At 49.8% G+C, this 22,238-nt stretch carries 24 protein-coding genes; 13 read left to right on the top strand and 11 right to left on the bottom strand.

What is annotated here, in order from left to right; all coding sequences use genetic code 11:
* Positions 1-2 precede the first annotated feature (2 nt).
* A complete protein-coding gene (locus AC6B99_RS17785; protein ID WP_496663902.1) occupies positions 3-422 on the bottom strand; it encodes a hypothetical protein in 420 nt (139 codons plus the stop codon).
* 234 nt (positions 423-656) lie between these two features.
* Here AC6B99_RS17785 and AC6B99_RS17780 point away from each other — a divergent pair, with 234 nt between their 5' ends.
* The gene (locus AC6B99_RS17780) at positions 657-998 is read left to right on the top strand and encodes a sigma-70 RNA polymerase sigma factor region 4 domain-containing protein (protein ID WP_056036428.1); all 342 of its coding nucleotides are present in this window, start codon (positions 657-659) and stop codon (positions 996-998) included.
* On the top strand, positions 950-1,174 hold the full coding sequence (locus AC6B99_RS17775; protein ID WP_496663901.1) for a hypothetical protein: 225 nt from the start codon (positions 950-952) through the stop codon (positions 1,172-1,174). The genes AC6B99_RS17780 and AC6B99_RS17775 overlap by 49 nt, the downstream gene beginning before the upstream one ends.
* Positions 1,175-1,225: 51 nt before the next feature.
* Here AC6B99_RS17775 and AC6B99_RS17770 read toward each other — a convergent pair whose 3' ends face one another.
* Positions 1,226-1,861: a DUF1361 domain-containing protein gene (locus AC6B99_RS17770; protein WP_056036433.1), complete on the bottom strand. Its 636-nt coding sequence runs from the start codon at positions 1,859-1,861 to the stop codon at positions 1,226-1,228.
* Between the two features lie 821 nt (positions 1,862-2,682).
* On the opposite strand from AC6B99_RS17770, the gene AC6B99_RS17765 reads away from it, so the two are divergent.
* Together AC6B99_RS17765 and AC6B99_RS17760 are read left to right on the top strand one after the other, a co-directional pair.
* The gene (locus AC6B99_RS17765) at positions 2,683-2,970 is read left to right on the top strand and encodes a putative quinol monooxygenase (protein WP_056036435.1); all 288 of its coding nucleotides are present in this window, start codon (positions 2,683-2,685) and stop codon (positions 2,968-2,970) included.
* Positions 2,971-2,984: 14 nt separating this feature from the next.
* A complete protein-coding gene (locus AC6B99_RS17760) occupies positions 2,985-3,398 on the top strand; it encodes an organic hydroperoxide resistance protein (RefSeq protein WP_099518023.1) in 414 nt (137 codons plus the stop codon).
* 98 nt (positions 3,399-3,496) lie between these two features.
* On the opposite strand, the gene AC6B99_RS17755 is transcribed toward AC6B99_RS17760, so the two are convergent.
* On the bottom strand, positions 3,497-3,931 hold the full coding sequence (locus AC6B99_RS17755) for an Lrp/AsnC family transcriptional regulator (protein ID WP_056036439.1): 435 nt from the start codon (positions 3,929-3,931) through the stop codon (positions 3,497-3,499).
* Between the two features lie 160 nt (positions 3,932-4,091).
* Between AC6B99_RS17755 and AC6B99_RS17750 the strand changes: the two genes are divergently transcribed.
* The gene (locus tag AC6B99_RS17750) at positions 4,092-4,577 is read left to right on the top strand and encodes a VOC family protein (RefSeq protein WP_496663900.1); all 486 of its coding nucleotides are present in this window, start codon (positions 4,092-4,094) and stop codon (positions 4,575-4,577) included.
* A gap of 133 nt (positions 4,578-4,710) precedes the next feature.
* On the opposite strand, the gene AC6B99_RS17745 is transcribed toward AC6B99_RS17750, so the two are convergent.
* From AC6B99_RS17745 to AC6B99_RS17735, 3 genes are all read right to left on the bottom strand, one after another.
* Complete coding sequence (locus AC6B99_RS17745) at positions 4,711-5,187, bottom strand: hypothetical protein (RefSeq protein WP_496663899.1); 477 nt, start codon at positions 5,185-5,187, stop codon at positions 4,711-4,713.
* Positions 5,177-5,602: a YkvA family protein gene (locus tag AC6B99_RS17740; RefSeq protein ID WP_081418841.1), complete on the bottom strand. Its 426-nt coding sequence runs from the start codon at positions 5,600-5,602 to the stop codon at positions 5,177-5,179. Before AC6B99_RS17740 ends, AC6B99_RS17745 begins: the two co-directional genes overlap by 11 nt.
* Positions 5,603-5,898: 296 nt before the next feature.
* Positions 5,899-6,519, bottom strand: a complete 621-nt coding sequence (locus AC6B99_RS17735) for an acetate uptake transporter (RefSeq protein WP_056036441.1) — start codon at positions 6,517-6,519, stop codon at positions 5,899-5,901.
* Between the two features lie 215 nt (positions 6,520-6,734).
* Here AC6B99_RS17735 and AC6B99_RS17730 point away from each other — a divergent pair, with 215 nt between their 5' ends.
* From AC6B99_RS17730 to AC6B99_RS17710, 5 genes are all read left to right on the top strand, one after another.
* Positions 6,735-8,435: a methyl-accepting chemotaxis protein gene (locus AC6B99_RS17730; protein WP_496663898.1), complete on the top strand. Its 1,701-nt coding sequence runs from the start codon at positions 6,735-6,737 to the stop codon at positions 8,433-8,435.
* Between the two features lie 85 nt (positions 8,436-8,520).
* Entirely contained in the window at positions 8,521-8,811 is a 291-nt protein-coding gene (locus AC6B99_RS17725; protein WP_056036444.1) for a hypothetical protein, read from the top strand.
* Between the two features lie 185 nt (positions 8,812-8,996).
* Positions 8,997-10,007: a DUF3829 domain-containing protein gene (locus AC6B99_RS17720; protein WP_056036446.1), complete on the top strand. Its 1,011-nt coding sequence runs from the start codon at positions 8,997-8,999 to the stop codon at positions 10,005-10,007.
* A 162-nt stretch (positions 10,008-10,169) separates the two neighbouring features.
* A complete protein-coding gene (locus tag AC6B99_RS17715; RefSeq protein ID WP_496663897.1) occupies positions 10,170-12,698 on the top strand; it encodes a glycoside hydrolase family 3 N-terminal domain-containing protein in 2,529 nt (842 codons plus the stop codon).
* A gap of 341 nt (positions 12,699-13,039) precedes the next feature.
* A complete protein-coding gene (locus AC6B99_RS17710) occupies positions 13,040-13,825 on the top strand; it encodes an ankyrin repeat domain-containing protein (RefSeq protein ID WP_494861227.1) in 786 nt (261 codons plus the stop codon).
* A 191-nt stretch (positions 13,826-14,016) separates the two neighbouring features.
* Here AC6B99_RS17710 and AC6B99_RS17705 read toward each other — a convergent pair whose 3' ends face one another.
* Entirely contained in the window at positions 14,017-14,736 is a 720-nt protein-coding gene (locus tag AC6B99_RS17705) for a 3-ketoacyl-ACP reductase (protein ID WP_496663972.1), read from the bottom strand.
* Positions 14,737-14,861: 125 nt separating this feature from the next.
* Here AC6B99_RS17705 and AC6B99_RS17700 point away from each other — a divergent pair, with 125 nt between their 5' ends.
* The 3 genes from AC6B99_RS17700 (at position 14,862) to AC6B99_RS17690 (ending at position 18,369) form a co-directional block, all read left to right on the top strand.
* Positions 14,862-15,794, top strand: coding sequence for a helix-turn-helix transcriptional regulator (locus AC6B99_RS17700; protein ID WP_496663896.1), 933 nt, complete (start codon positions 14,862-14,864; stop codon positions 15,792-15,794).
* A gap of 117 nt (positions 15,795-15,911) precedes the next feature.
* Positions 15,912-16,427, top strand: a complete 516-nt coding sequence (locus AC6B99_RS17695; RefSeq protein ID WP_496663895.1) for a GyrI-like domain-containing protein — start codon at positions 15,912-15,914, stop codon at positions 16,425-16,427.
* 160 nt (positions 16,428-16,587) lie between these two features.
* Positions 16,588-18,369, top strand: a complete 1,782-nt coding sequence (locus AC6B99_RS17690; protein ID WP_496663894.1) for a WD40 repeat domain-containing protein — start codon at positions 16,588-16,590, stop codon at positions 18,367-18,369.
* Positions 18,370-18,384: 15 nt separating this feature from the next.
* Here AC6B99_RS17690 and AC6B99_RS17685 read toward each other — a convergent pair whose 3' ends face one another.
* The 4 genes from AC6B99_RS17685 to AC6B99_RS17670 form a co-directional block, all read right to left on the bottom strand.
* Entirely contained in the window at positions 18,385-18,810 is a 426-nt protein-coding gene (locus AC6B99_RS17685) for a DUF1878 family protein (protein ID WP_494861219.1), read from the bottom strand.
* A gap of 257 nt (positions 18,811-19,067) precedes the next feature.
* Entirely contained in the window at positions 19,068-19,901 is an 834-nt protein-coding gene (locus AC6B99_RS17680) for a carbohydrate ABC transporter permease (protein ID WP_056036461.1), read from the bottom strand.
* 26 nt (positions 19,902-19,927) lie between these two features.
* Complete coding sequence (locus AC6B99_RS17675; RefSeq protein ID WP_056036462.1) at positions 19,928-20,803, bottom strand: carbohydrate ABC transporter permease; 876 nt, start codon at positions 20,801-20,803, stop codon at positions 19,928-19,930.
* Positions 20,804-20,896: 93 nt separating this feature from the next.
* Complete coding sequence (locus AC6B99_RS17670; RefSeq protein WP_056036464.1) at positions 20,897-22,186, bottom strand: ABC transporter substrate-binding protein; 1,290 nt, start codon at positions 22,184-22,186, stop codon at positions 20,897-20,899.
* Between the last annotated feature and the right edge of the window lie 52 nt (positions 22,187-22,238).

The raw sequence follows: 22,238 nt of genomic DNA, 5'->3' as shown, positions 1-22,238 counted from the left end.
ACTCATTTCAGTAATGTAGGGTAATGCCTTAATATTTTTATTCCTAAGGAAAAGGAGACGGCTGTCCCCGTGAAAAAGGCATAGAGCAGAATAGCCATCTCAGAAATATAGTAGCCGGGCGTTAGAAAAATAAAGCCGAACCCGCCCATGAAAGGGACGAGCATGGAGGGGATGAACCCGAAAATGGTCAATAATAAGGCGTAAACCGCAGTAGACTGGATATTCACAGACTTTAGGATGAGAACGATTAAAAAATAAGCAGGAACGACACAGAAAATAAAAAATAAGTTGATTCCCGTATAGAGTAGATCATATTCGCTACGTTCAGAAATTGAAAGCACAGTATAAGCTGCTTTATAAGAAAACACTCCACATAAATAACTGAAGCTAACAACTAAAAAATATATCCCAAAACGCTTCATAATTTTTATTCCACCTAATTATTCATCAACCTTCAAATGGCTTCTCTAGCGTAAATATAACCTTTATTTAAACATTCCCACAGTTCTAACTTTCGTAGTACTTATTTTTATGATCCATGTTGGTCCGTTTGCTGTCCCCAATTTGTCCGGTAGATGTCCGCTGAAAAAGCTCTAAAATTGTTATAATTATCCTAACAAATGAGATGATTATGGCGATAGAGGAGGCTTAAGCAGATGGATGAGGCGAGGACGGTTATTGATTTTTATAAAAAAGAACTCTACCGCATCGGCTGGCGCATCCAGTACCAGGCGAAAAAGCAGCGCAAGCATGAATGCTCGCTCACCTATGATCCCGTACGGCCATATAGCGGTTCCGACCAGATGGAGCAGAAAATACTTGTGAAGCAGCTGCTTGCTGCGCTCCCCTCACCGCTGGGCCGAACGGTTATTCGTGAGCTGTATTTGCAGGACAAGACGGAAGCGCAGGTAGCCAAGGCGCTGAACATGAGCCAGCAGGCGGTGAATAAATGGAAGCAAAAGACGCTAAAGCAGCTATGTCAGATGATGAGTTCCTGAGGCTGCTCGACTTGGTTCGGCAAAATGACGAGCAGGCCACGCTTGCGCTGATCCGATTTTTCGAGCCGGAAATGAAGCGGATCAGCCGTTTTATCCGCATGCCCCAAGAGGATGCTGTGCAGAGCATGACTGCGGAGCTGCTTGCTTTTTTCAAGGGAGGACAAGAAGCCCCCTAGCCCAAATCGGACAGGGGGTTATAGGCAGCTAGGCATGCGGATAATTGCTCTTTACCGCCTCATCCAAGTAAATGCATAAAGCACCACATAAAAAAATAAAGTGAAAGCAAAGATCAACGACGTGAAGGGGATAAGCAGCACCTCTGCCTTCGCATTCGTTACAATCTCATAAAGCTGGCCGAATATGACATGCGGTCTTGTCCATACATCCCAAGTGTTCCAGCGGACAAACCGGCCGATATAGATGCCGAAGCTGCTGAGCAGCAAAATGCCAACAGTGAACAGCCAGCCAGCAACAGCGCCAAAGGCTTGCCTGACAAGCTGATGCAGCGAATATAACGAGACGACGCTTAGCAGCACGCCAACCGAAGCTGCTGTCAGAAAAATAAAAAGATGCTTCCAAAATTCCATCGTCTGCACAAAATGCCCGCCCCCATCGGCCTGAACCCGCATAAAGGGATGCAGCATGTCCGTAATCAAATAAGCGGAATTTGGGTAGAAGAGCAGCCATACCAGTCCTAGAGGCAGTATGATTAGTGTCTTCAACGCTGTATGCTTCTTTTTCAAATAAAAAGCTGCCAGCTCAATGATTAAGGAGAGCGCCAGTGGAACCCACGCCAGAAACACATCCCAATCCAAAAATAAATAAATTTCGCGGCCTGTTACCGCCCTTAAGTGATCCGCCAAAGTGAGGCTTGCTATAGTAGCCGCCAATAAGACGGCAATAATAACGGCTTTACTGCGCAGCTGCGTATTTTCCCAAAAATTCAGTGTAAACCCTCCCTATTCGTTTGCCTATATATGTATAACGTTTGTTTTGAGATTTTGTTGCTAGGACGTGGATGCTAACGTAAGCGTAATCGTAAGCGTAAGTGAGCCAGATCCTGATCGATGCCCACGTCAACCGTAGTTCCTCTCCTGCTGGGAATGTCACCACTCATGGATGTGAATATTTGTGAATATGAACATACGTATATGTGAACGTACTTACTGAAAAGCAGCCAGCCTCCTGCGCTTTGCTTCATGGGTCTGCTCCTAGCGAAGAAAGCTAGGCTTGGCGGACACAGCAGCAGCTATTTCAACCGAATCAAGGGTTAAGGCATAGGTCGCGGACTCAGGAGCCGCTAATTCGCTGCAAATGGCCATTTTTCAGAGATAATGTGGGCAATAACGGATTTCCTGTCCGCTTACGGCCCGAAATCGATTCAAAAGCCAAAATAGCGGAATCTCAGTCCTTGAAAAGAAGTGGGCGTCCGAACTAAGTGCAAGCTGCTGAAGCCCAACTGCTGAAGCCCAGCAATCGTGTTCCTTGCAGCATTTTTTGTTTAAGGCAGTTGACAGCGGCACAGCGATGCGTTAATATTGGTTTTATCAAATTAAATTTTATACAATTTATTAGCGAGCCCATCTCATATCTACTTGCATTTCCAATTTATTGGGATAGCAATTAGCAATTTGGGTAATAAGAAAGTAGGGTGTCGCAGCACACAGCATGGAGGTAGGCGCAGATGATTATTGTACAAGCATTTTTGAAGGTACAAGCAGATGCACGTGAGGCTTTTATCGAGCAGGCGAAGATTCTGATCGCCGCGACGCAGCAGGAGCCGGGCAATATAAGCTACAAGCTGTATGAGGATGCGGAGCAGCGGAGCCATTTTGTCATGCTGGAGGAATGGCGGGATCAGCAGGCGATTGACGAGCATAATGAATCGGCGCATTACACAGCATTTGCTGGCTTTGCCCGCGGCGTATTGGCGGCACCGCCAGAACTTAAGCTTTCTACACCAAAACAATAACGGAGGCTATTGATATGCAAAATTTATACACAGCAACAGTAACAGCAGTAGGCGGAAGAGACGGTCAGCTTAAATCCGAGGACGGCATTTTGGAATTAGCGATTCGCGCACCTAAGGAGCTGGGCGGCCCAGGCGGCGCAACGAATCCAGAGCAGCTTTTTGCTGGCGGCTATGCGGCTTGCTTTGAAAGTGCGTTGAACGTTGTAGCTAGAATGAAAAAGATCAAGGTTGAGAAGACGCAGGTTACAGCGCATGTCACGCTCGGCAAAGAAGACGATGGCGGCTACGGTTTGGAGGCGAAGCTGGACATTTCCGTAGTCGGCGTAGATGCGGATGTGGCGAAGGAGCTTGTTGAAGCAGCGCATCAGGTTTGCCCGTATTCGAGAGCAACAAGAGGAAACATTAAAGTGGAACTGAACATCGTTTAATCGCAAATCGAGCCATCCTTAGCGGGATGGCTTTTTTTCGTAAACAGGCATGTAGTATACTCATCGAACAGCCAGCAGCTAGCAGCCAACAGCAAGCGTTAGAGCAAAACCCTGTTCTCAATTATATTTTTCATACTAATATGGGATTTGGATGCTCCAAGCTGGGCCAGTGTGTCTTGAAATGCGGCAACCTCTCCGATAGAGGCGGTCTGTATTTTAATTAAATAATTATATTCCCCGCTAATTCGAAATAAATCCGTTACTTCGCCAGCGTTGTGGCAAAAATCGACCAGCTCTTGGCATTGCTCTGTTTTCACCAGAATAAAGGTGGTCATTCCGCGATCCAGCTCCTGCAAGCGAAACACGGTTGTGTACGAAGCGATAATATTTTTCTCTTCCAGCTTCATTATTCTTTCTTTAACGGAAGGAGAAGACATGGCGATTTGTTTGCTGATCTGTGAGATGGGCATTCTTGCATTTTGCTGAAGCAGCTGCATAATCTTTTTATCAATTTCATCAAGTTGATGATCCATTATAAGCACCCCCCAAGCTGTACTTTAAAAAATAAGTTCATTTCGCTTAATTAACTGCGATACATAAACCATTTTACCCGAAAATCCTCTTCTATCCTATGTATTTATTGCTATATTCCCCGTAAAATAAACGGCATATTCGAAACGGGAGCGATGGCAGATGACTATAAAAGGACTTGCCCATGTAGCAATTCAAGCTAAAAATTATCAAGAAACGATTGCTTTTTACACGCTCGCTTTAGGTTTTAAGGTGGGGCATCATTGGAGCTTGCCATCCTTTCAGATTGAAGAAGCTTCGATGCTGATCTCGCCTGATGGACGGACTTGTCTGGAAATTTTCGATAATGAGGCCGTCATTCCAGCACAAGGGAAAAAAGCAGCTTCTGACGAGGAAATAGCTCATGGGGCGCTGCTGCATCTGGCCTTTTATGTCGAGCAAGTCGATGTCATCTATCGGAAGTCGCTTGCCCACGGTGCCACGGCGTATATCGAGCCGAGTGAGCTTTCCCTTGGGGAACCGCCGCTGCTCGTCCGAAATGCGCTCGTCTATAGTCCAAACGGCGAAGTTATTGAGTTTATTGAGGATGTGGATTTTGATCGTTCGGGGCTTTCGCACAATGAGCGGGCACTGAAAGAAATGAAGTAGGCATAGGCAATTGTAAATTGTAGCGTCTTTATATTCAGGGTGCTTATAAAATAACGAAGAAATGCGGCCCATGAGGCCGCATTTTTGATGTGTACGGAAAACAGATTGACAACTTTAGGTACTGGTATTAGTACTAGTAACTGCGTGTACGCTTGAGAAGTCCCAGCAGCTCCCCCAGCACCCAGCCATAAACGGCATGGCCAACGAGCCACCAGCTCCAAGCAGCACCGCTTCCGATGGACGGTGTGCGATCCGCCAGAAGCGTAGTCGGAAAAAGCACCAGTCCAATCAGCAGGCTGATTGCCATAGCGAAATAGGTTTGCCGTACCGCAGACCAGCGAACGCTCCTAAAGAAGAGAGCTAGTCCGATGCCGACGAGCGCAGATACGACCAAGTGCAAGGCGAATTCCCCTAGCTCGGATAGCGCCAGCTCGTTCAGCAGCGGAATATAATCGACATTGAGCAGCAGCGTATAGACAGTCTCTCCAGTCAACTGCTGAACCGCCTGCATATACAATCCGAGCAGCACGCCAGCCCCTGCACCAATGGCAGCAGCGAGGGCAAGCGCCCGGGCTAAGCCGCCATTGTCCGGTTTGCGTTTATTTCGCAAACCATTGCTCCGCCATCTCGCTATGCGCGTCTGTCACATGCATGCTGATGCTGCGGTAAGCCGCCCAGAAAGCTGCTGCATCATCGGTGTAGCCGATGCCGAGCACGAAATCCGGGATCAAGTCAATCGGCATCAAAATATAAGCGAGCGCGCCAACGGCAATGACTTTAGCCGAAGTAGGCGTATTGGCGTCAATAGCGCAGTAGTACATGGCGACGGCATGCTTCGCAAATGGGATTTTTTTGGCATGCTTTTTAATTTTCCGCAGAAAGCCTTGCTTCACATACTTTTCTTGTTTGGTGGAATCGCCAATTTTGGACGTCCATTCATTGACATTCGGCGTATCCTCGGGTGCTGTCTGCTGCTCCTGTTCATCCTTAAAGCGGTAAGGCTGGCCTGTAATCAAGTTATCCATTATCATTTGCCCCTTTCATCGTTAAAATCCATCTATTGCTTAACAGATTCATAGTCTCAACCATCCAGATTCTAATCCCGCAAATGCAGGCTGTAATGCTTATACGTAGTTATACCCAAGTTTGATTCGTTTTGAAAATAAACCAAAAAAACCGCCCCTCGCGAATCGGCGCGGAAGGCGGTTTAATGAAAATATAAGAAAGTATAAGATTCCCCCTTATACTCCGCTTATATTTCTCGGACTGAAACGCGCCGAGCCGCCAAAGGACGGCGACAGCCGTTTCACCTTTAGCGCAGCTAAGCGCGCGGCTTGAAAATGCCGAACGGCTTGCCAATCGGCAGGAAGCTTCGGCCGAAATGAGCGTTCAGCACGGAAGCGCCGCAGCCGTAAAGCGATACGATGCCAATCGCGAGCTCGGAGTAGGCAGCCAGCGTATGAAAAATTTCAGGTGCAACGCCGAAAGCATCGAGCGTAAGTCCTAGGAACAATAGATCAATCAGGCAGAAAATGATCAGCAGCACACGATTCGTTTCCACCGCGCCAATCGTCATAAACAGCGTAAATACGAGATACCCGGCGAATGCGAAGCCGAGCTGCTTGCCATCGACATCGCCTGCGAGTGCGGTGCCGAAGACACCCATTTTAAACATCCAGCTTGTGGCGACTGCGAACCAGAAAAAGGCGTAAGCGCCGAAAGCGGTCGTACCAAATGTATTGTTCCGCTTGGAATCTTGAATGCAAGCGAATAACTGGGCGAATGCGCCCAGGAAGATGGCCCATGGGATGACGAAGCTGTAGCCCGTCGTAATTCCAAGCTTTTGAGATGATGCAACCAAGGTGACAATTGCTAGTCCGAATAAGCCTAGGGCACTCGGATCAGCATTCATAATTTTGACGTTCGATGATTCCTTTTGCATATAAGCCTCCAATAATCCTGCGATTTCCTTTGTTTCATGCGTATTCGCCGACTTCTAACGCACATTGAAACATTCTAACTGAATTCGAAACAAGAAGAAAGGGTATAATTCGTGTCCAAAAGTCGAACTTTGTTGAATTTAGGTGTTTCGGCATGTATTAAGTGGTTTAATAGGTATAGAGAACTAATACATATGATAAAGGGGAGCGCTTTCTTGTGAACATTCGAAAAAAGCTAATTACAGGTTTTGCAGCAGTATTATTGCTTACTTTGGCAGTCGGAATGATTAGCTGGTTTCAGTTTACGGCACTGGATAAGGCTTACCAGAATTTGCTGAGTGATCATGTGCAGAAAATATTGTGGGTCAACGAGCTCAAGCAGCATTCAACGGATCAATCCAATCGTGTAAGGGGTTATATCATTACTAGAAACTCCATGCAATTAGATAAATATGACGAAGATCGAGTGCTGTTTGCTGAAACGATGAAGTTATTGGAAGCCTCCATCGAAAATCCCGTCTCGATAGAGCTGGCAGCGAAGCTCAAGCAGCTGGAGGCGGAATACAAGACGGTATCAGAGGAAATGATTGCGGCCAAGGAACAGGATAATATGGATGAGGTCGTAACGCTGGTAGAGACGAAAGGCTCGCCCATTGCGGAGCAATTGATAGAGGCAGCGGATCAACTGGTGGATTTTCAACAGTCAGAGCTGAGTGAAGGCCAAGCAGCCTTAACGAAGGAAGTAGGGGAAGTGCAATCGATCATTATGACGACAATTGTCGTTGCCATGGTCCTTGGTATCGCCTTGGCGGTGCTCATTGGACAAATGATTGCCCGTCCTGTCCAGAAGGTAGCCCAGGCAGCGCGGCAAATCGCAGATGGCGACCTGACGGGAGCGGATATTGTGCTGCGCCAGAAGGATGAAATCGGGGCGATGGCTCTGGATTTTAATAAAATGAAGCATCATTTGCGGCAGCTGATGCTGACCATCAATCATAACGCGATGGAGGTTGAAGCGGCATCGAAGGAGCTGTCCGGCGGGGCGGAGCAGGCGGTAATGGCTTCCAACCAAATAGCAGAGTCCGTGCAGCAGGTATCGGAAGCATCGGATCAGCAGTCAACCAGCATTAATGAGAATAAGCAGGCGATTGAAGAGAGCGCCATCAGCATTCAGCGTATTGCCGATTCGGCTGCGGTTACTTCGGAATCGTCCGAGCTTGCCTTGCAGCAGGCAGAACGCGGCAGTGCGCTGCTCGGCGAGACGATTGGCCAAATGAAGCAGCTCCACCTGACGATTGATCAATCCGCTGCTGTCATTTACGAGCTTGGCGAGCAATCGCGGGCGATCGAGGGAATTACACAGTTTATTCGCGAGATTGCCAATCAGACAAACCTGCTGTCGCTGAATGCTTCCATCGAGGCGGCACGGGCAGGGGAAGGCGGCAGAGGCTTTGCCGTCGTTGCAGGCGAGGTGAAAAAGCTGGCTGAGCAGACAGGCGAAGCATCCGATAAAATCGCGGTTTCTGTTCGTGCTATCGTGGACAAGGTGAACGGCGCAGTTGTTTCCATGCAGAAGGGATCTGGAGAGGTTGAGTCCAGCACTGCTTATATGAATCAGACCGGCGAAGCTTTTGAGCAGGTATATGCGGCTATTCGTACGGTAACCAGCCAAGTGCAGGAAGTATCGGCATCGGCGGAGCAACTGGCCGCTTCGACAGAGCAGCAGCTTGCAACCGAGGAGCAACTGGTCGTGCTTGCGAATAACATATCGGACAACTCCCAAAGCGTGGCGGCCGTCTGCGAGGAGCAGCTGGCATCGATGGAGGAAATTTCAGCTTCGGCCGAAGCGCTGAGCCATATGGCGAATGTGCTGCGGGGCGAGATTCAGAAGTTTACTTTTGAGAAGGAGCAGGCTTAAGTTGTGTATCTGCTGAGCATGCTTAGATACGAAGGGGCCATTGTGATACAATGGCATTAGACAGCCCATGAGGAGATGATGACAGATGAGCGAGCAAGAAAATGACCAAATCGACGAGCAGCAGCTGATCGCCTACATAACGAGTAAAGCGAAGGCGTCCGAAGCGGATGTGAAGCTGGTGCTTAAGCATGAAATGACCTTCATTAACAACGCGCAGGAGAACGCTTCTGGCGAGGTCGAAGTTGACAGCGATGAGCTGGTCGATTATATCCTGAAGCAGCGTGATGTGAAGCTGGACGAGCTTGCGGTTGAGACGATTCTTGATCTGGAAATGGAATATTTGATGGATCAAGGCGTAGCCGGTTATGTTGATTAAGCAGTATAAGGAAATGAAGCTTTCGAAGCGCCATTTTGGCGACTTCGGAAGCTTTTTTTATATAAAGCAATGAAATCTCATTTAATATAAATATGCATTTTTTATGAATGAATAAACAAATGAATATCCCCAACCGATACATAATAATGTATTTAAAAGATGATAATGAGGGGATTATTGGAATTATGAAAAAGATAATGGTTTTATTTCTAGGTATTACGCTATTCACATTAACGGCCTGCGGAGTTTCTGTAACCACTGGGGGTAAAGGAAGTGCCGGGCAAGCAGCCGCCGATGCACAGGAGACGAAGAAACATAATGCCTACATCGATCTTGCCAATGAAGTGAATGGCGGTATTTTTGCCTTATCACTCAAGCAATATTTCAACACTTTCGGTACGGGGCAGCAGCTGGATACGAAAAATTATCTCGACGACTACAAAAATATGCCGTATCCCCCTTCCTCTATTGAAGCGAAAAAGGCAACTCTGGAGCTCGCTTCTGCCGAACCCTCCTTTGGAGCGGCGGACGAATCACTCAAGGAGCTGATTCCACATATGATCGAAATGATGAATACGTTGAATGAGATCAGCGATTATTATGATGCTGGAACGTACAAGCAGGACAGCTTTAAGCAGGGGGGAGAGCTGCATGCTCGGCTACTTGAGCAGAATGAGCAGTTTGAGCTGCTTGTGGAAAGCTTTTTAACCGACTTGGAAGAGGTCACGGGTCAGAGCAAGCAGGAAAGCTTGGAGGCGTTGAAAGAGGCGGACAGCCTGATCCGTTATTATGCAATGAGTACCCTGATACGCGCACAGGACATTCAGGATGCTTTTTATAAGCAAAATATAGATATGGATCATATTCTCGATTTTGATTTAAAGGCCTACGAGGAGCTGCATAAGCAGCTGATTGAGGATATGGACCATTTTTACGAATATGCGAAGGATGATGAGCGCCGGAAGAAGGAGGCGTGGACAACGGTTGAGGTGTTTGATTACAGCTTGCAAAATGTCAAAACCGCATCCGCACATATTTTAGAAACGCTCAAGAAGGGCAATACGGAAATCGACAGCTTGAGCAAAGGCTCTGTGAAAGCACGCGGCCAAAACGATATTCTTGCCACTTATGACAGACAAGTCTCTGCTTTGGTGGACAGCTATAATACCAATATTCAATTGAAAATATATAATTAGCTGCATTCTATCTGGGCAGGCGGTGCGGCGGCTTGCTTATGCCGCATTGTAGTCGCAATTGTGCTAGCAAAAAGTCGTCTCATCGGTAGTGAGTGCGCAGGCATACGGGTTATAGTCAAACTAATCTAATGCAGCACTTTCAATGAAGAGAGGATGATAGCGATGAAGGGCGTATGGCATGGGCATGTGAAAATGGGGGAAGCTTCCACGCTGTTTATTTTTACGGTAGAGGAGTGGGCTGGCGACTACAGGCTTGCGGTGCATTCGGTACCGGGCATATACAGCTTTGAGGCTGGCGGCCTGAAAGCGGAGGGAAGCAGCGGCAATGAGCTTAAGGCAGCCGGATATCTGGGGATGTTTGGAGCAGATATGACGGTTCAGCTTATATTTGGAGAAACATTGCTCACAGGCACGGTGACTTTGCCGTTTGGCGGTCCATTTCCGCTTGAAGGCAGGAAGGGACATCCGTCCTTCCGCAATGCATCACTTCTAGCGAAAGCTGCTGAGGTACAGGGCGGGGCAGTCATTGAGCGAACGGATGCGGAAATTCGCGAGCAGGTAGAGCTGCTGCTGGGCCGAATGAGCGTGGAGGAGAAAATCGGGCAAATGAGCCAGGTCGGCGCGTCCAACTTTTCGTTCGGCGGAGATGTGGAGAGCGAGCCGGTTGAGGTGCTGATCGCAAAAGGGAAGATTGGCTCCATTTTGGGCGCATTCGATATGAACCAGGTGCTGGAGCTGCAAAAAATTGCGGTCGAGCAGTCGCCGCTCCGTATTCCGCTGCTGTTTAATGCCGACGTGATCCACGGTTATCAGACGATTTTTCCAGTGCCGCTAGCTTGGTCGTGCAGCTGGGATATGGAGGCGATTCGCAAAGCCTGCGCCATTGCGGCCAAAGAAGCCGCCGCTTCCGGCATTACGTACAATCATGCACCGATGGTCGATGTTACACGCGATGCCAGATGGGGCAGGGTAGTCGAGGGAGCGGGCGAGGACCCGTATCTGGGCGCTGCTATAGCCAAAGCGCAGGTAGAGGGATTTCAGGGCGAAAGCCTGCTGGATCAGGACACGCTGATTGCCTGCTTGAAGCATTTTATTGCTTATGGAGCAGCGGAGGCAGGCCGTGATTACAATACGGTCGATATATCCGAGCGTACGCTGCGTGACGTGTTTTTGCCGCCATTCCGTGCGGGCATTGAGGCGGGAGCCGGATCGGTCATGAATGCTTTTAATTTGTATGACGGCATCCCGATTGCTGGAAATGCCCGCATTTTGCGCGATCTGCTGCGCGAGGAGCTTGGGTTTGAGGGCATGCTGATCTCTGATTATGCGGCCATTGATGAGCTGGTCATTCATGGCGCTGCTGAGGATGGCAAAGAGGCTGCTGCGCAAGCGCTGCATGCGACGATGGATATTGAAATGGTGACCAGACTGTATGAGGAGCATCTTCCAGCGCTGCTGGCAGAAGGGAAAGTGACGGAAGAGCAGCTGAATGCGGCGGTGCGCCGGATTTTGACCTATAAATTTAAAATCGGCATTATGGATGCCCCTTACCGTTATGTGAGGCCGGCAGAAGCTTACGAGCATTATTTGTCGCCCGAGCATCTGGAGGCTAGCCGTGACGTAGCCCGCAAATCCATCGTGCTGCTGAAAAATAACGGCGTGCTGCCGCTTGCCCCAGATCGCAAGCTGGCGGTTATCGGGCCGTTCGCGGCAAGCCGGGATTTGCTCGGGCCGTGGCAGTTTTCCAATTACGCGAGTGAAACGGCGACGCTGCTGCAAGGCTTGGCAGCGAAGGGCTTCGCGCAGGAGCAGCTGCTCTATGCGGAGGGCTGCGGCGTGCATGAGCCGCTTGCCGGAGGCATCGAGCACGCAGTGGAGCAGGCGCGCAAAGCAGATATCGTGCTGCTGGCGCTGGGCGAGAGCAGCGACATGTCTGGCGAGGCGGCATCGCGTATGGATGTGACGCTGCCGGAAGCCCAATTGGAGCTGGCTAAGGCCATAGCGCAGACAGGCAAGCCTGTCGTGCTGCTTTTGACCAATGGCCGTCCATTGGTGCTGGAGTGGTTTGATAACCACATGGCTGCGATAGTGGAAAGCTGGTTCCTCGGCTCGCAAGCTGGACATGCTTTAGCGGATGTTCTTCTCGGCGATTACAATCCATCGGGCAAGCTGACGATGAGCTTTCCATATAAGACGGGGCAAGTACCCGTGTATTACAATCATTACCGAACCGGCCGTCCGCTTACGGAGAGCAATAGCGGCCAGAAGTTTATTTCTAAATATATCGATGGCCCGAATGAGCCCTTGTATCCATTTGGCTACGGCCTCAGCTATACGACATTTGCTTATTCAGAGCTTGCGCTTAGCCGTTCTGAGCTGCGGGCAGGTGATACGCTGGAGGTCGCCGTCACGGTGACGAATACAGGCAGCAGGGCTGGGGAAGAAATCGTACAGCTGTACGTTCAGGACGTTCACGGCAGCGTCGTTCGTCCGGTGAAGGAGCTGAAAGGGTTCCAGAAGCTGGCGCTGGAGGCGGGAGAAAGTCGTAAGGTGGTTTTCACCCTTTCGGAAGAGCATTTGAAATTTACGACCGCCGCTATGCGTCACGAGGTGGAGGCCGGGCAGTTTAAGGTGTACGTAGGCGGAAGCTCAAGAGCGGCACTGGCAGCGGGTTTTGAATGGCTGGAGTAGCTTCATGCTCAAGAGCGCTTTAAGCCTAAAGGAAGTGGAAGCATAACATTTAGAGCAAGAGGAACCATCAGCCTAAGATAGCTATGAAAAAGACAAGGAGAAGGGTGAATCCCTCGCTCCTTGTCTTTTTTTGCGTCGTTATACGATTGTTAGCCCACAATTGTGCGAATGGAGCCATGCCGCGGCTGCGAATATTCGCATGAACACACGCATGTCAAAAGAAAGTAAAGGATTCGACTGGATATGGGCGTTAGCCAATGGGCAGGACATTATTATCATTCCACGAATACTTCAAATATGGCGAATTTACGAGGCTTAAATTTGTGTGAGGAGATTTGGATATGGCATTTATTTACGAAGATGAAACGCTGGCAGTAACTGTTGTTAAAGCGATCCACACTGGCGATACCCCATCGTTGAAACGACTTCTTGAAGAGAACCCGGGCTTGGCTGCGGCAAGAATTATCGGTAGAGACAATAACAACGAAGACAATAGTTGTAGAACGTCTCGAACACTTTTGCATGTCGTGACCGACTGGCCCGGTCACTTTCCTAACGGTGCGGCTACTGTAAGTACGTTAGTCGAGTTCGGCGCGGAGGTGAACGCTCGGTTCACTGGATCGCACACCGAGACACCGCTTCATTGGGCTGCGAGTTGCGATGACATTAAAGTGCTTGACGCGCTTCTTGATGCTGGTGCCGATATCGAAGCGCCAGGTGCAGTGATCGCAGGCGGTACACCACTAGACGACGCAGTAGCATTCGCACAGTGGCGGGCAGCGCATAGGTTGGTTGAACGTGGAGCGCAAATCGCACTCTGGCATGCGGCTGCGCTAGGACAATTGGCTGCAATTGAGGCTTACTTCGCCGGTTCCGCACTTTCAGAGCGATACCCTTGGGGAGCAAGTCGCTCTTCACCACCAGGCAAGATTACCGTAGCCTTCTGGTGCGCTTGCCACGGCGGACAACAGCGCCCTGCAGAGTACCTTCTCGGCCGAGGTGCTGAACTGAACTGGATTTCGGTTTGGGATGGATTGACCCCGCTGGACGCAGCGCAACGTAGTTCTGCTACTGATCTGGTTCAATGGCTGCATAGTCAAGGCGCCAAATCTGCCAGCGAATTGTGAAGGATCAATAGGGTTGCAGAGCCTCAAGCTAGTGTTCCATAGGATTAAGCTGACGAATATGTGAATTCAATAAAAACAGCGGTAGTCTAAGACTTTATTTTTCAGTCTTAGTCCGCCGCTGTTTCATTTTTATGGTCTGTCTAAAGCTTTATTTTCATTGGACAACGCCAATCAATCCTGCTGAAACAGCTTTATTGCGGGTTCGTCGTCCAAATACCCGCTGTTTTAATGAAGACGCGTGGCGGAAGCGAAATAGCCGCGAGCGCCAGAGCTGCAACATCCTCAGGCTGCATCATGCGATCCTCATCACCGATTTTGAGGCCAGCTTTCGTAGCCAGCTCGGTATTGACCGTGCTTGGCGTAAGAGCCGTTACGCGAATATTATGCTTGCGCACCTCTTGCAGCAGCGATTCGGTAAAGCCCAGCACCGCAAACTTGGAAGCGCAATAAGCCGAGCCCGTTGCGAAGCCGCGCTCTCCCGCTGTGGAAGCCACATTAATGATTTCGCCGCTGTTTCTGGCAACCATCGCTGGCAGTACAGCGCGAGTCACATTGTAGGTGCCGTATAAATTGACATCCATCATGCTCTTCCATTCTTCCGGGTCCATATCCAGCACGGTGCCGAATTTGGCAATGCCTGCATTATTGATTAGAATATCAATAGGGCCAAGCTGCTCTGTAATCGAGGCAACAGCTGCTTGTACTTCTTGATTAACCGATACATCGGCAGCCGCAAGGCTGACCTGTATAGAATAGCTGGCTTTCAGCGTATCGGCGAGCGTCTCCAAATCGGATACGGTTCGGGAAATAAGTCCAAGGCTTACGCCCTCCTTCGCGAGTGCATGGGCAATAGCAAGCCCGATGCCTTTGCCCGCGCCGGTAATGATCGCTGTTTTTCCGCTTAGTGTCATCATTAATCTCTCCATTCTTTAGGGGAATTGCTTCTCATTTCTCCTCTCCATTATAAAGCTGTCAATAACCGGAATACAAATAAGCCCTAATAAGCGGGCGAATGCAATAAGTCAGGTGGGTACATATGAAAATAGATCGATTGCTCGGCATCGTCGTCCTGCTCCTTGGCAGGAGGCGGTGGAATGCGACCGAGCTTGCTGAGCGTTTTGAAGTATCTGTAAAAACGATTTACCGCGATATGGAGACGCTCGGTTTAGCTGGCATTCCTGTGGCCTCGCATCATGGCGCGGCCGGCGGCTATGAAATTATGGAGCAATACACGCTGAATCGGCAGCTTGCGAGCGCGAAGGAATGGAAGGCGCTGCTTGCTGCAGTGAAGGGAATTGCCTCGGCGCTAGATGATCAAGCTTATCATGAGCTGCTCGCCAAGGTGAATGCCCTGCTGCCGCAAGCTGCTCATGAAGAGCATGCCAGACAGGGCGAGGAACTCGTATTCGATTTGCAGTCGTGGGGATCGGGACTGGAATTGAAGCCCAAGCTGGCCTTGCTCCAACAAGCGATTACAGAGAGCAAGTTGGCTCGCCTGCGTTATGCCAGCTCGGCGGGGACAGAAAGCGAGCGGGAGGTCGAGCCGGCAGCCCTCATCATGAAAGGCTCGATTTGGTATTTGCAGGCGTATTGCCGCAGGAAGCAGGGCTTTCGCATGTTTCGTTTGACGCGAATACTGAGCCTGTCACTCCTGCTGGAGGGCTTTGAGCCGCGGCAGTCGCCGCAGCTGGAAGGGCTGATCTGGCGCAGCGACTGGGGGGCAGACCAGGAGACGCCGATGCTTATGCACTTTCAGCCGCAGGTCAAGCATCGCGTATATGATGCTTTTCCAAACGTGTTTATTACCGAGCTGGCAGATGGCAGCTTGCAGGTGACGGGCTCTTTTTCGCTGGATGAGTGGTTTTACGGCTTGCTGCTAAGCTTCTGTCAACATGTTAAGGTGCTGGAGCCCTCTTGGGCTGCTGAAGAGATAAAGCGCAGAGCGCAGCTTATATTTGAATTATATTAATTTATAATCCGGACATATAGCTGTCTGATAAGGTGCGATAAGCTTTGGGTAAATCTAGGTAAGCATGGTGAACGGCGCACGCCTTAGCCGCCTTGCTTACGGAAAAGAGGAAATGACATGATGAAATCGATATTGGAGCAGCAAGAGGCCTTGAAGCTGGCGGGCATTGGCGTTCGGACGACGAATCAGGAGGAAGCGGGGCCGAATGGGCGCATTCCTGCGCTCTGGACACAATATTTTCAGCTGGAAGGCGCATACGCCAATAAGGCCCAAGCTCAAGACGATTTTATTTATGGGGTATATACGGATTATGAAACGGATGCAAGCGGCGCTTACACGGCTTTCATCGGACATACCTATGATTTAGACTTGCCAATAGCAACAGAAACAACAGGGGCATCTGCCGCTGCAAACATGCAGCAAATCGTTGTGCCGAGCTCCCTGTACCGGGTTTTCGAGACGAGAAGAGGGCCTATGCCGCAGGTTGTCATTGAAGCTTGGCAGGAAATTTGGGCTTATTATGAGACAGCTGCCGAGCAGCGGGCGTATACGGGCGATTTTGAGCGGTATGATCAAAACGATTATCAGGACGGGGAAGCAGTCGTTCGTATTTATATCGCCATCAAAAGCTGAATGCTGTGAAGCGTTACGTTAGACGCGAATGCGTCATGTAATTGCCGTATGCCCCGCCACTGGATGAATCGCCTTTCCTTGTTGCTCGGCAAGCTTGGCTGTGTGCCTGTGTGCCTATGCAGGATGAGAGGATAACGGATAGATTGGAAGGGGAAGGCGAATGGTCAACAGAAGCAAGCTGGAACAAATAAAAAAATGGAACAGGACCGGTGAATTTCATCGGTCCATTCAAGCGCTGCAGGAGGCCGTGGCCATTCCCGCTGATATTAGAAGTGAGACGGGCTGCCAGGAAGGCTTTGATACGCTGTACTTATATGTGGAAGCGCAGCTTTACAGCGGGCATGCGGAGGAAGCAGAGGTGCATTACCCGGCGCTTCAATCGCTGCTGTATACGTGGAACGGCATTTATAGTCACAGCTATACCGCCAATTATCAGCTGAATTTTATCCGGTCAGCGCTGGATTATGCGCTGGGGAGCAAGCTGGCGGCCGTGCGCGGCTTCGCTAGGCTAATGGAATATGGCGCACAGCTAGATGCGCAGCTAAGGGCGGCGATTTTTTATTATTTTTCACTGATGGATTATGAGGATTACAACGTGGTGGATGCGGGAGAGAAGCTGCATTTAGCCAGGCGCGAGGAAGGCTGCACGCCTTTCATTGCAAAGCGGTTAGACGAATTGGAGCAGTGGATTGCCATTCGTGAAGCCCGGATGGAGTGGGAGCAGCTTGATCGCAACAGCTCAACCTTCCAGCAATTCGGGGAGCTTGCAGGCGGACAAGAAAGCGGCATCTGCGAGCTGGCGCTGAATGCCGAGGGCAGCTTGGCAGCCGTCCTCTATGAAGACGGCATCGTCCGTGTGTGGCGTACAGCGGATGGCCAGCTTCAAGCTGTAATTTATAGGGGAAATGGCGGAGCTGTAGGCGAGTGTCCAGAAAGCAAAGTGGGAGCCGCTAGAGCGGCATTGTGCTTTAGTCCAGACTCCAGCCTGCTGGCGGTGGGCAGTGGAATTGGTGTCGTAGATCTTTTTCATGTGCATAACGGGGAGCTGGAGCAGCACTGGGAGCTCTGTACGGACATTCAATCCCCGTACGGTGACGGGCATGTTCAGAGCTTGTATACGCATGTCAGCTTTAGCAGCAGTGGACGTTATGCCGTCGTTATCCCGGTAGCAGAGGGCGATGTGACTCCGTATGCAGATGGGGCGGATATGTCGTGCTTCCATACTATATTTGTAATAGAGATAAACGGCGGACGATGTGTGCTGCAGCACACGTTTCGCGAAGGGCGAATCGGTGCGGTTGCCTTCAGCGAGGATGAGCGGATGCTGGCGGTCGGCGTTATTGGCCAGGAGGTTGCTGTATGGGAGCTGAGGAGCGGCAGCATCGTTTATTTCGATCATGATTTTGTAACGGTGCAAGACCATGGGCGCATGGCTTTGGCGAATACGATTGCTTTTGCCCATGGAAGCTCCATGCTTGCTTATCCGGCAAGCGATCATACGATTAAATTAATCAGCATGAGTGAATGGGGCGGCGTTTATACGATTCAGCGGCGGGCGATTGTGCTGGAGGAAGGCGTTACGGTCAGCGCCATAACGTTCAGTGAAGATGGAGGAACGCTCATTTCGGCAGAGGATCATAGCCGCTGGAAACAAGGCTTGCTCAGCGTTTGGGATGTGGAGCGGGCACAGCAGCTGCATACGGCCGCCATTGAGCGCTCTGTCGCTTCCAAGCTTGCTATTCACGAACAAAACGATGAGCTATGGGTGCTTACCGGCCCGGTCTTGGAAATTCGCAGGCTGAGTACGCTGGAGCAGCTAAAAAGGCTGGACCCTTACCAATGGCACAATTCCACAGCTATTTTGCAAAATCCGAGCGCGCTAGCTGACGATAGAGCCGCTGGCGCCATCGCTTTTAAAGGCAGGGTGCGGTTTTTCGGCTAATTGCTGAGAAAGGCACTATTTTTCACTTAATAGCAGCTGGCATAGCTCGGGATAAACGACCTGATTGTTCAGAGCCATCAGCAAATAATCGGGGTTTACATCCTGCGGCACAACAGCCGAAGCGTAGGCAGCAAACTCACGATAGGATGGTGGAGCGTCGGAAAACAAAGGGTGGTTTGGACTGGAAAATAACGAGTTACGCTGCTTTATGTCGGCAACCTTTGCGTTATAAAAGCTGATGCTATGCTCATCCCTAGCGGCGGCAGGACCCTTCATGCGATGATTTAATATATACAGCACATCATGCAGGGCTCTTGTCTGCTGCTCCGTAAAATCATGATCCAATAGAAAAAGGTAGAAGGGAAACTCATCTTTGGAAATAATCGTCCTCATGAGCTTCATTTGATATTTCAACCGTTCTATTTCTTCATGCACATTCATCGAATTCTCCGTTCCTTATTTTTTTCACAGTCTGGTCTTTTCTCCAGTATACTCCAAAAATGATTGCGTCGGTTTTAATGGCGGTGAAAAAGTCGCAGCGAAGTGAAAAGGGGTAGTTGTAAAAGCGTGAGCACTCGCTTATATCTCTGCGTTTCAACGGCTTATCCGTTTAGGCTCGAGGAAACGCAGCGATAATGGCGATTGGAAGCAATCCCTTTTCGCGCAGCGAAGACTCTTTCTCCCCGCAAAGGGCAGTTCTAGCCTTTGACCGATCCAGCAAGGCCGGATACGAAGTATTTCTGAAACGCGACATAGACGATGAGTACGGGCACGACCGAAATGAGCACGCCTGCGTTCATCAGCGGGTAGTTCGCCGAATATTGGCCGCGGAATGCCAGCAGCCCTGTCGTAATGGTGCGCATTGAATCCTTTGTAATAAAAATTTGGGCCAGCAAAAATTCATTCCACGTTGCCATAAAATCAAAGATAAACAGCGTTGCAATGGCGGGCATTGATAGTGGAATAATGATTTTGAAAAATTTTCCCATGACCCCGCAGCCGTCAATCAGGGCAGCCTCGTCAATTTCCTTGGGGATCGTGCGGAAAAATCCGCGCAAAATCAAAATGCCAAACGGGATGCCGAAGCCCAAATAAATAAGAATGATGCCGGGATACGTATCGACAAGCCCAAGCTTGTTGAGAATCATATTGAGCGGCACGAGGGTAGCCTGCATCGGAACCATCATGCCGATGAGAAACAAGGCGAAGAGCCACTCGCTCCCCTTGAAAGCCAGCCGCGTCAGAGCAAAGGCGGCGAGCGCTTCGATTAAAATGCCAAGGGGAACCTTTATTAAGGCGATAAACGCTGTATTTTTCATATACATGCTCATGCGCCCTTGCTCCCAAGCTTGTACAAAATTGTGCCACTGCAGCTTTTCGGGGAACATATAAAAAGGACGTGTCAGCAAGTCGCTGCTCGACTTTAGCGCCGTAAAGGCAATGAATAAAACGGGCAGCAGAAAGATGGCTGCTAATACTGCGATTAGGGCATATTTAAGTGCCTTACTGACGGGATGAACGCGCTGTTCCATCGGTTGGACACCATCCTTCCTCTATATTACAAATGCGATTTTTTAGTCGTGTAATAAACATACGGAATAATAATGATCAGCGAAATGAGAACTAAAAACATGGAAATGGCTGAGCCTGTGCCGATATTGGCAAATTTGAACGTCTGAATATACATCCACGAAGCCAGCACATGGGTGCTTTCCGCTGGGCCTCCGCCCGTCATCGCATAAATCAAATCGTATACCTTCATGGACGATACCATCGTGATGGCGATAACAATAACAAACGTTTCCCGCAGCAGGGGAACGGTAATAAACCAGAACATTTGCCGCGGCTTGGCACCATCAATCGTCGCCGCTTCATAGGGGTCCTGGGGAATCGTCTGCAGTCCAGCGAGAAACAGCACCATCGGCTGCCCAACGCCATTCCAGACAGCAGCAACGAACACGGCATAGAGGGCGAATTTCGGCTCCGCCAGCCAAGCCTGCGCCCAGCTGCCGAGCCCGATCAGCTCCAGCGCTTTATTGAATAATCCCTGCATGGGATTGTACATCCATGTCCAGATCGTCGCGACGATGACCCCGGATAATACGTAAGGGAAATAAAAAATGCCCCGAAACACAATGCGTCCCTTCAGCTTCTGATTCAATAAAATCGCCAGCATCAGGCCGATGCCCATAATGATTGTCAAAGAGCCGAGCGTCCATAACAGATTGTTGGCGACCGCTCTTGGAAAGACGGAATCGTGCAGCAAAAGATCAGTATAATTGCTTAAGCCGACAAAGGTTTTCACTGGCGCAACGCCGTTCCAGTTAAAGAAGCTGAGATACAGCGTGTAGAGCGTCGGGATAAAGATAATCGCTATATAAATGAAAAGAGCGGGAAACACGAACAGCCAGGGCTTTAATACGCCGATTTTCAAGCTTCATTCCTCCTTGCGAATCAAGATGGAGCGGGCGGGCAAAGCGGCCGCGCCCCATCTCTCTTCTCTTTTGCAGCGCTTCATGGATGCTTCTTAGCTTGTTTTATTTTTAGCCTTATAGTCAGCAGCGGCCTTCTCCATTCCTTCCGCAGCCTGCTCAGGCGTCCATTCTTTTAGAGCGACCTTATCCTGCGCCTCAAACAGCTTCTGTACCACTTCCTGCGGTAGCGCTTGGTCGGTAATGAGGAAGCTGCCTTTCGTCGCCATATCGAGCAGCGGCTTCAGGTGGGGCGTGTTTTCCGAATAAGTGACATTAAGAGCAGCAGGGGTGCCGTAAGAATCAATGTATTTATTGACCACTTCAGCGCTAGTCAAATATTCCCCTACTTTAATGGTAGCCTCAAGCGTTGCTTGATCAAGGTCGGCGCTTACTTGGAACATTTCGGCAAATACGGAGGAACGGCCGGTTGGGAACTTGAATACCCCAAAATCATTGACATTAAATCCGGCTGCTGCAATATTGCCATCCAGCCATGTTCCATCAATATCTAATCCCGACGTTCCCGGATAGAAGAGATTGACGGCCTCTGTCGGATCAAGGGCGACATAACCTTTAGGGAAATAGCCTTTATCGTTGTATTCCTTAAGCTTTGCGAACGTTTGAACAACGGCTGGGTCGTTCCACGAGGCAGTCAGGCTGTTCAGCTTGTCATGCAGCTCGGGTCCTGCGAAATGCTCCAGCAGCTGCTCCGTCAGACGCATGACGTGCCAGCCGTTTTTGCCGCCGAGCGATAGCGGTGTAATACCGCCATCCTTCATCGCCTGCAGCTGTGCTTCAAACTCTTCAAAGGAAGTAGGAGCGGTAAGCTTGAGCTTGTCATAGGCTATTTTGGAGTACCACGTATCGACGGCGTTTAAGTGATAGGGTATGCCGGATACTTTCCCGTTGTAGGTTCCCATATCAATGGCCGCTTGATTGTAAAGCGAAGGCCAATTATGATCCTTGGCAATCTGGGTCAGATCAGCTGTAAGCCCATTATCGGCATAAAAGGAACCTAGGGAACCGCCCCATGTAGACCACATATTAGGCAGCGTTCCTGAATTTGCGGCTACCTTTAACGCTTCTTTCATCGGATCAACGGCATATTTGCTAACCTCGATTTGAATATCGGGGTTAGCTGCATTAAAGTCAGCAGCAGCTCCGTCAATCCATGTATGCTCCTGCAAAGCCCACACGGAAACGACGGTTTTCTTTGTGCTGCCTGTACTGCTTGTACCGCTCGTACTGCCAGCCTCTGAATTTGTGCCGCTGCTGGATGAGCAGCCGGCAGCAATAAGTGCGATTATCAATAAGCCAACAAAGGCTTGCCATCTTTTTGTCATGAGAATCCCCCTCTAGTGGTCAATCAAATAATTATCAATCAACTAATGTTCA

It is taken from the genome of Paenibacillus liaoningensis, from assembly GCF_059609455.1.
This window is presented reverse-complemented; position numbering and strand designations above follow the sequence as displayed.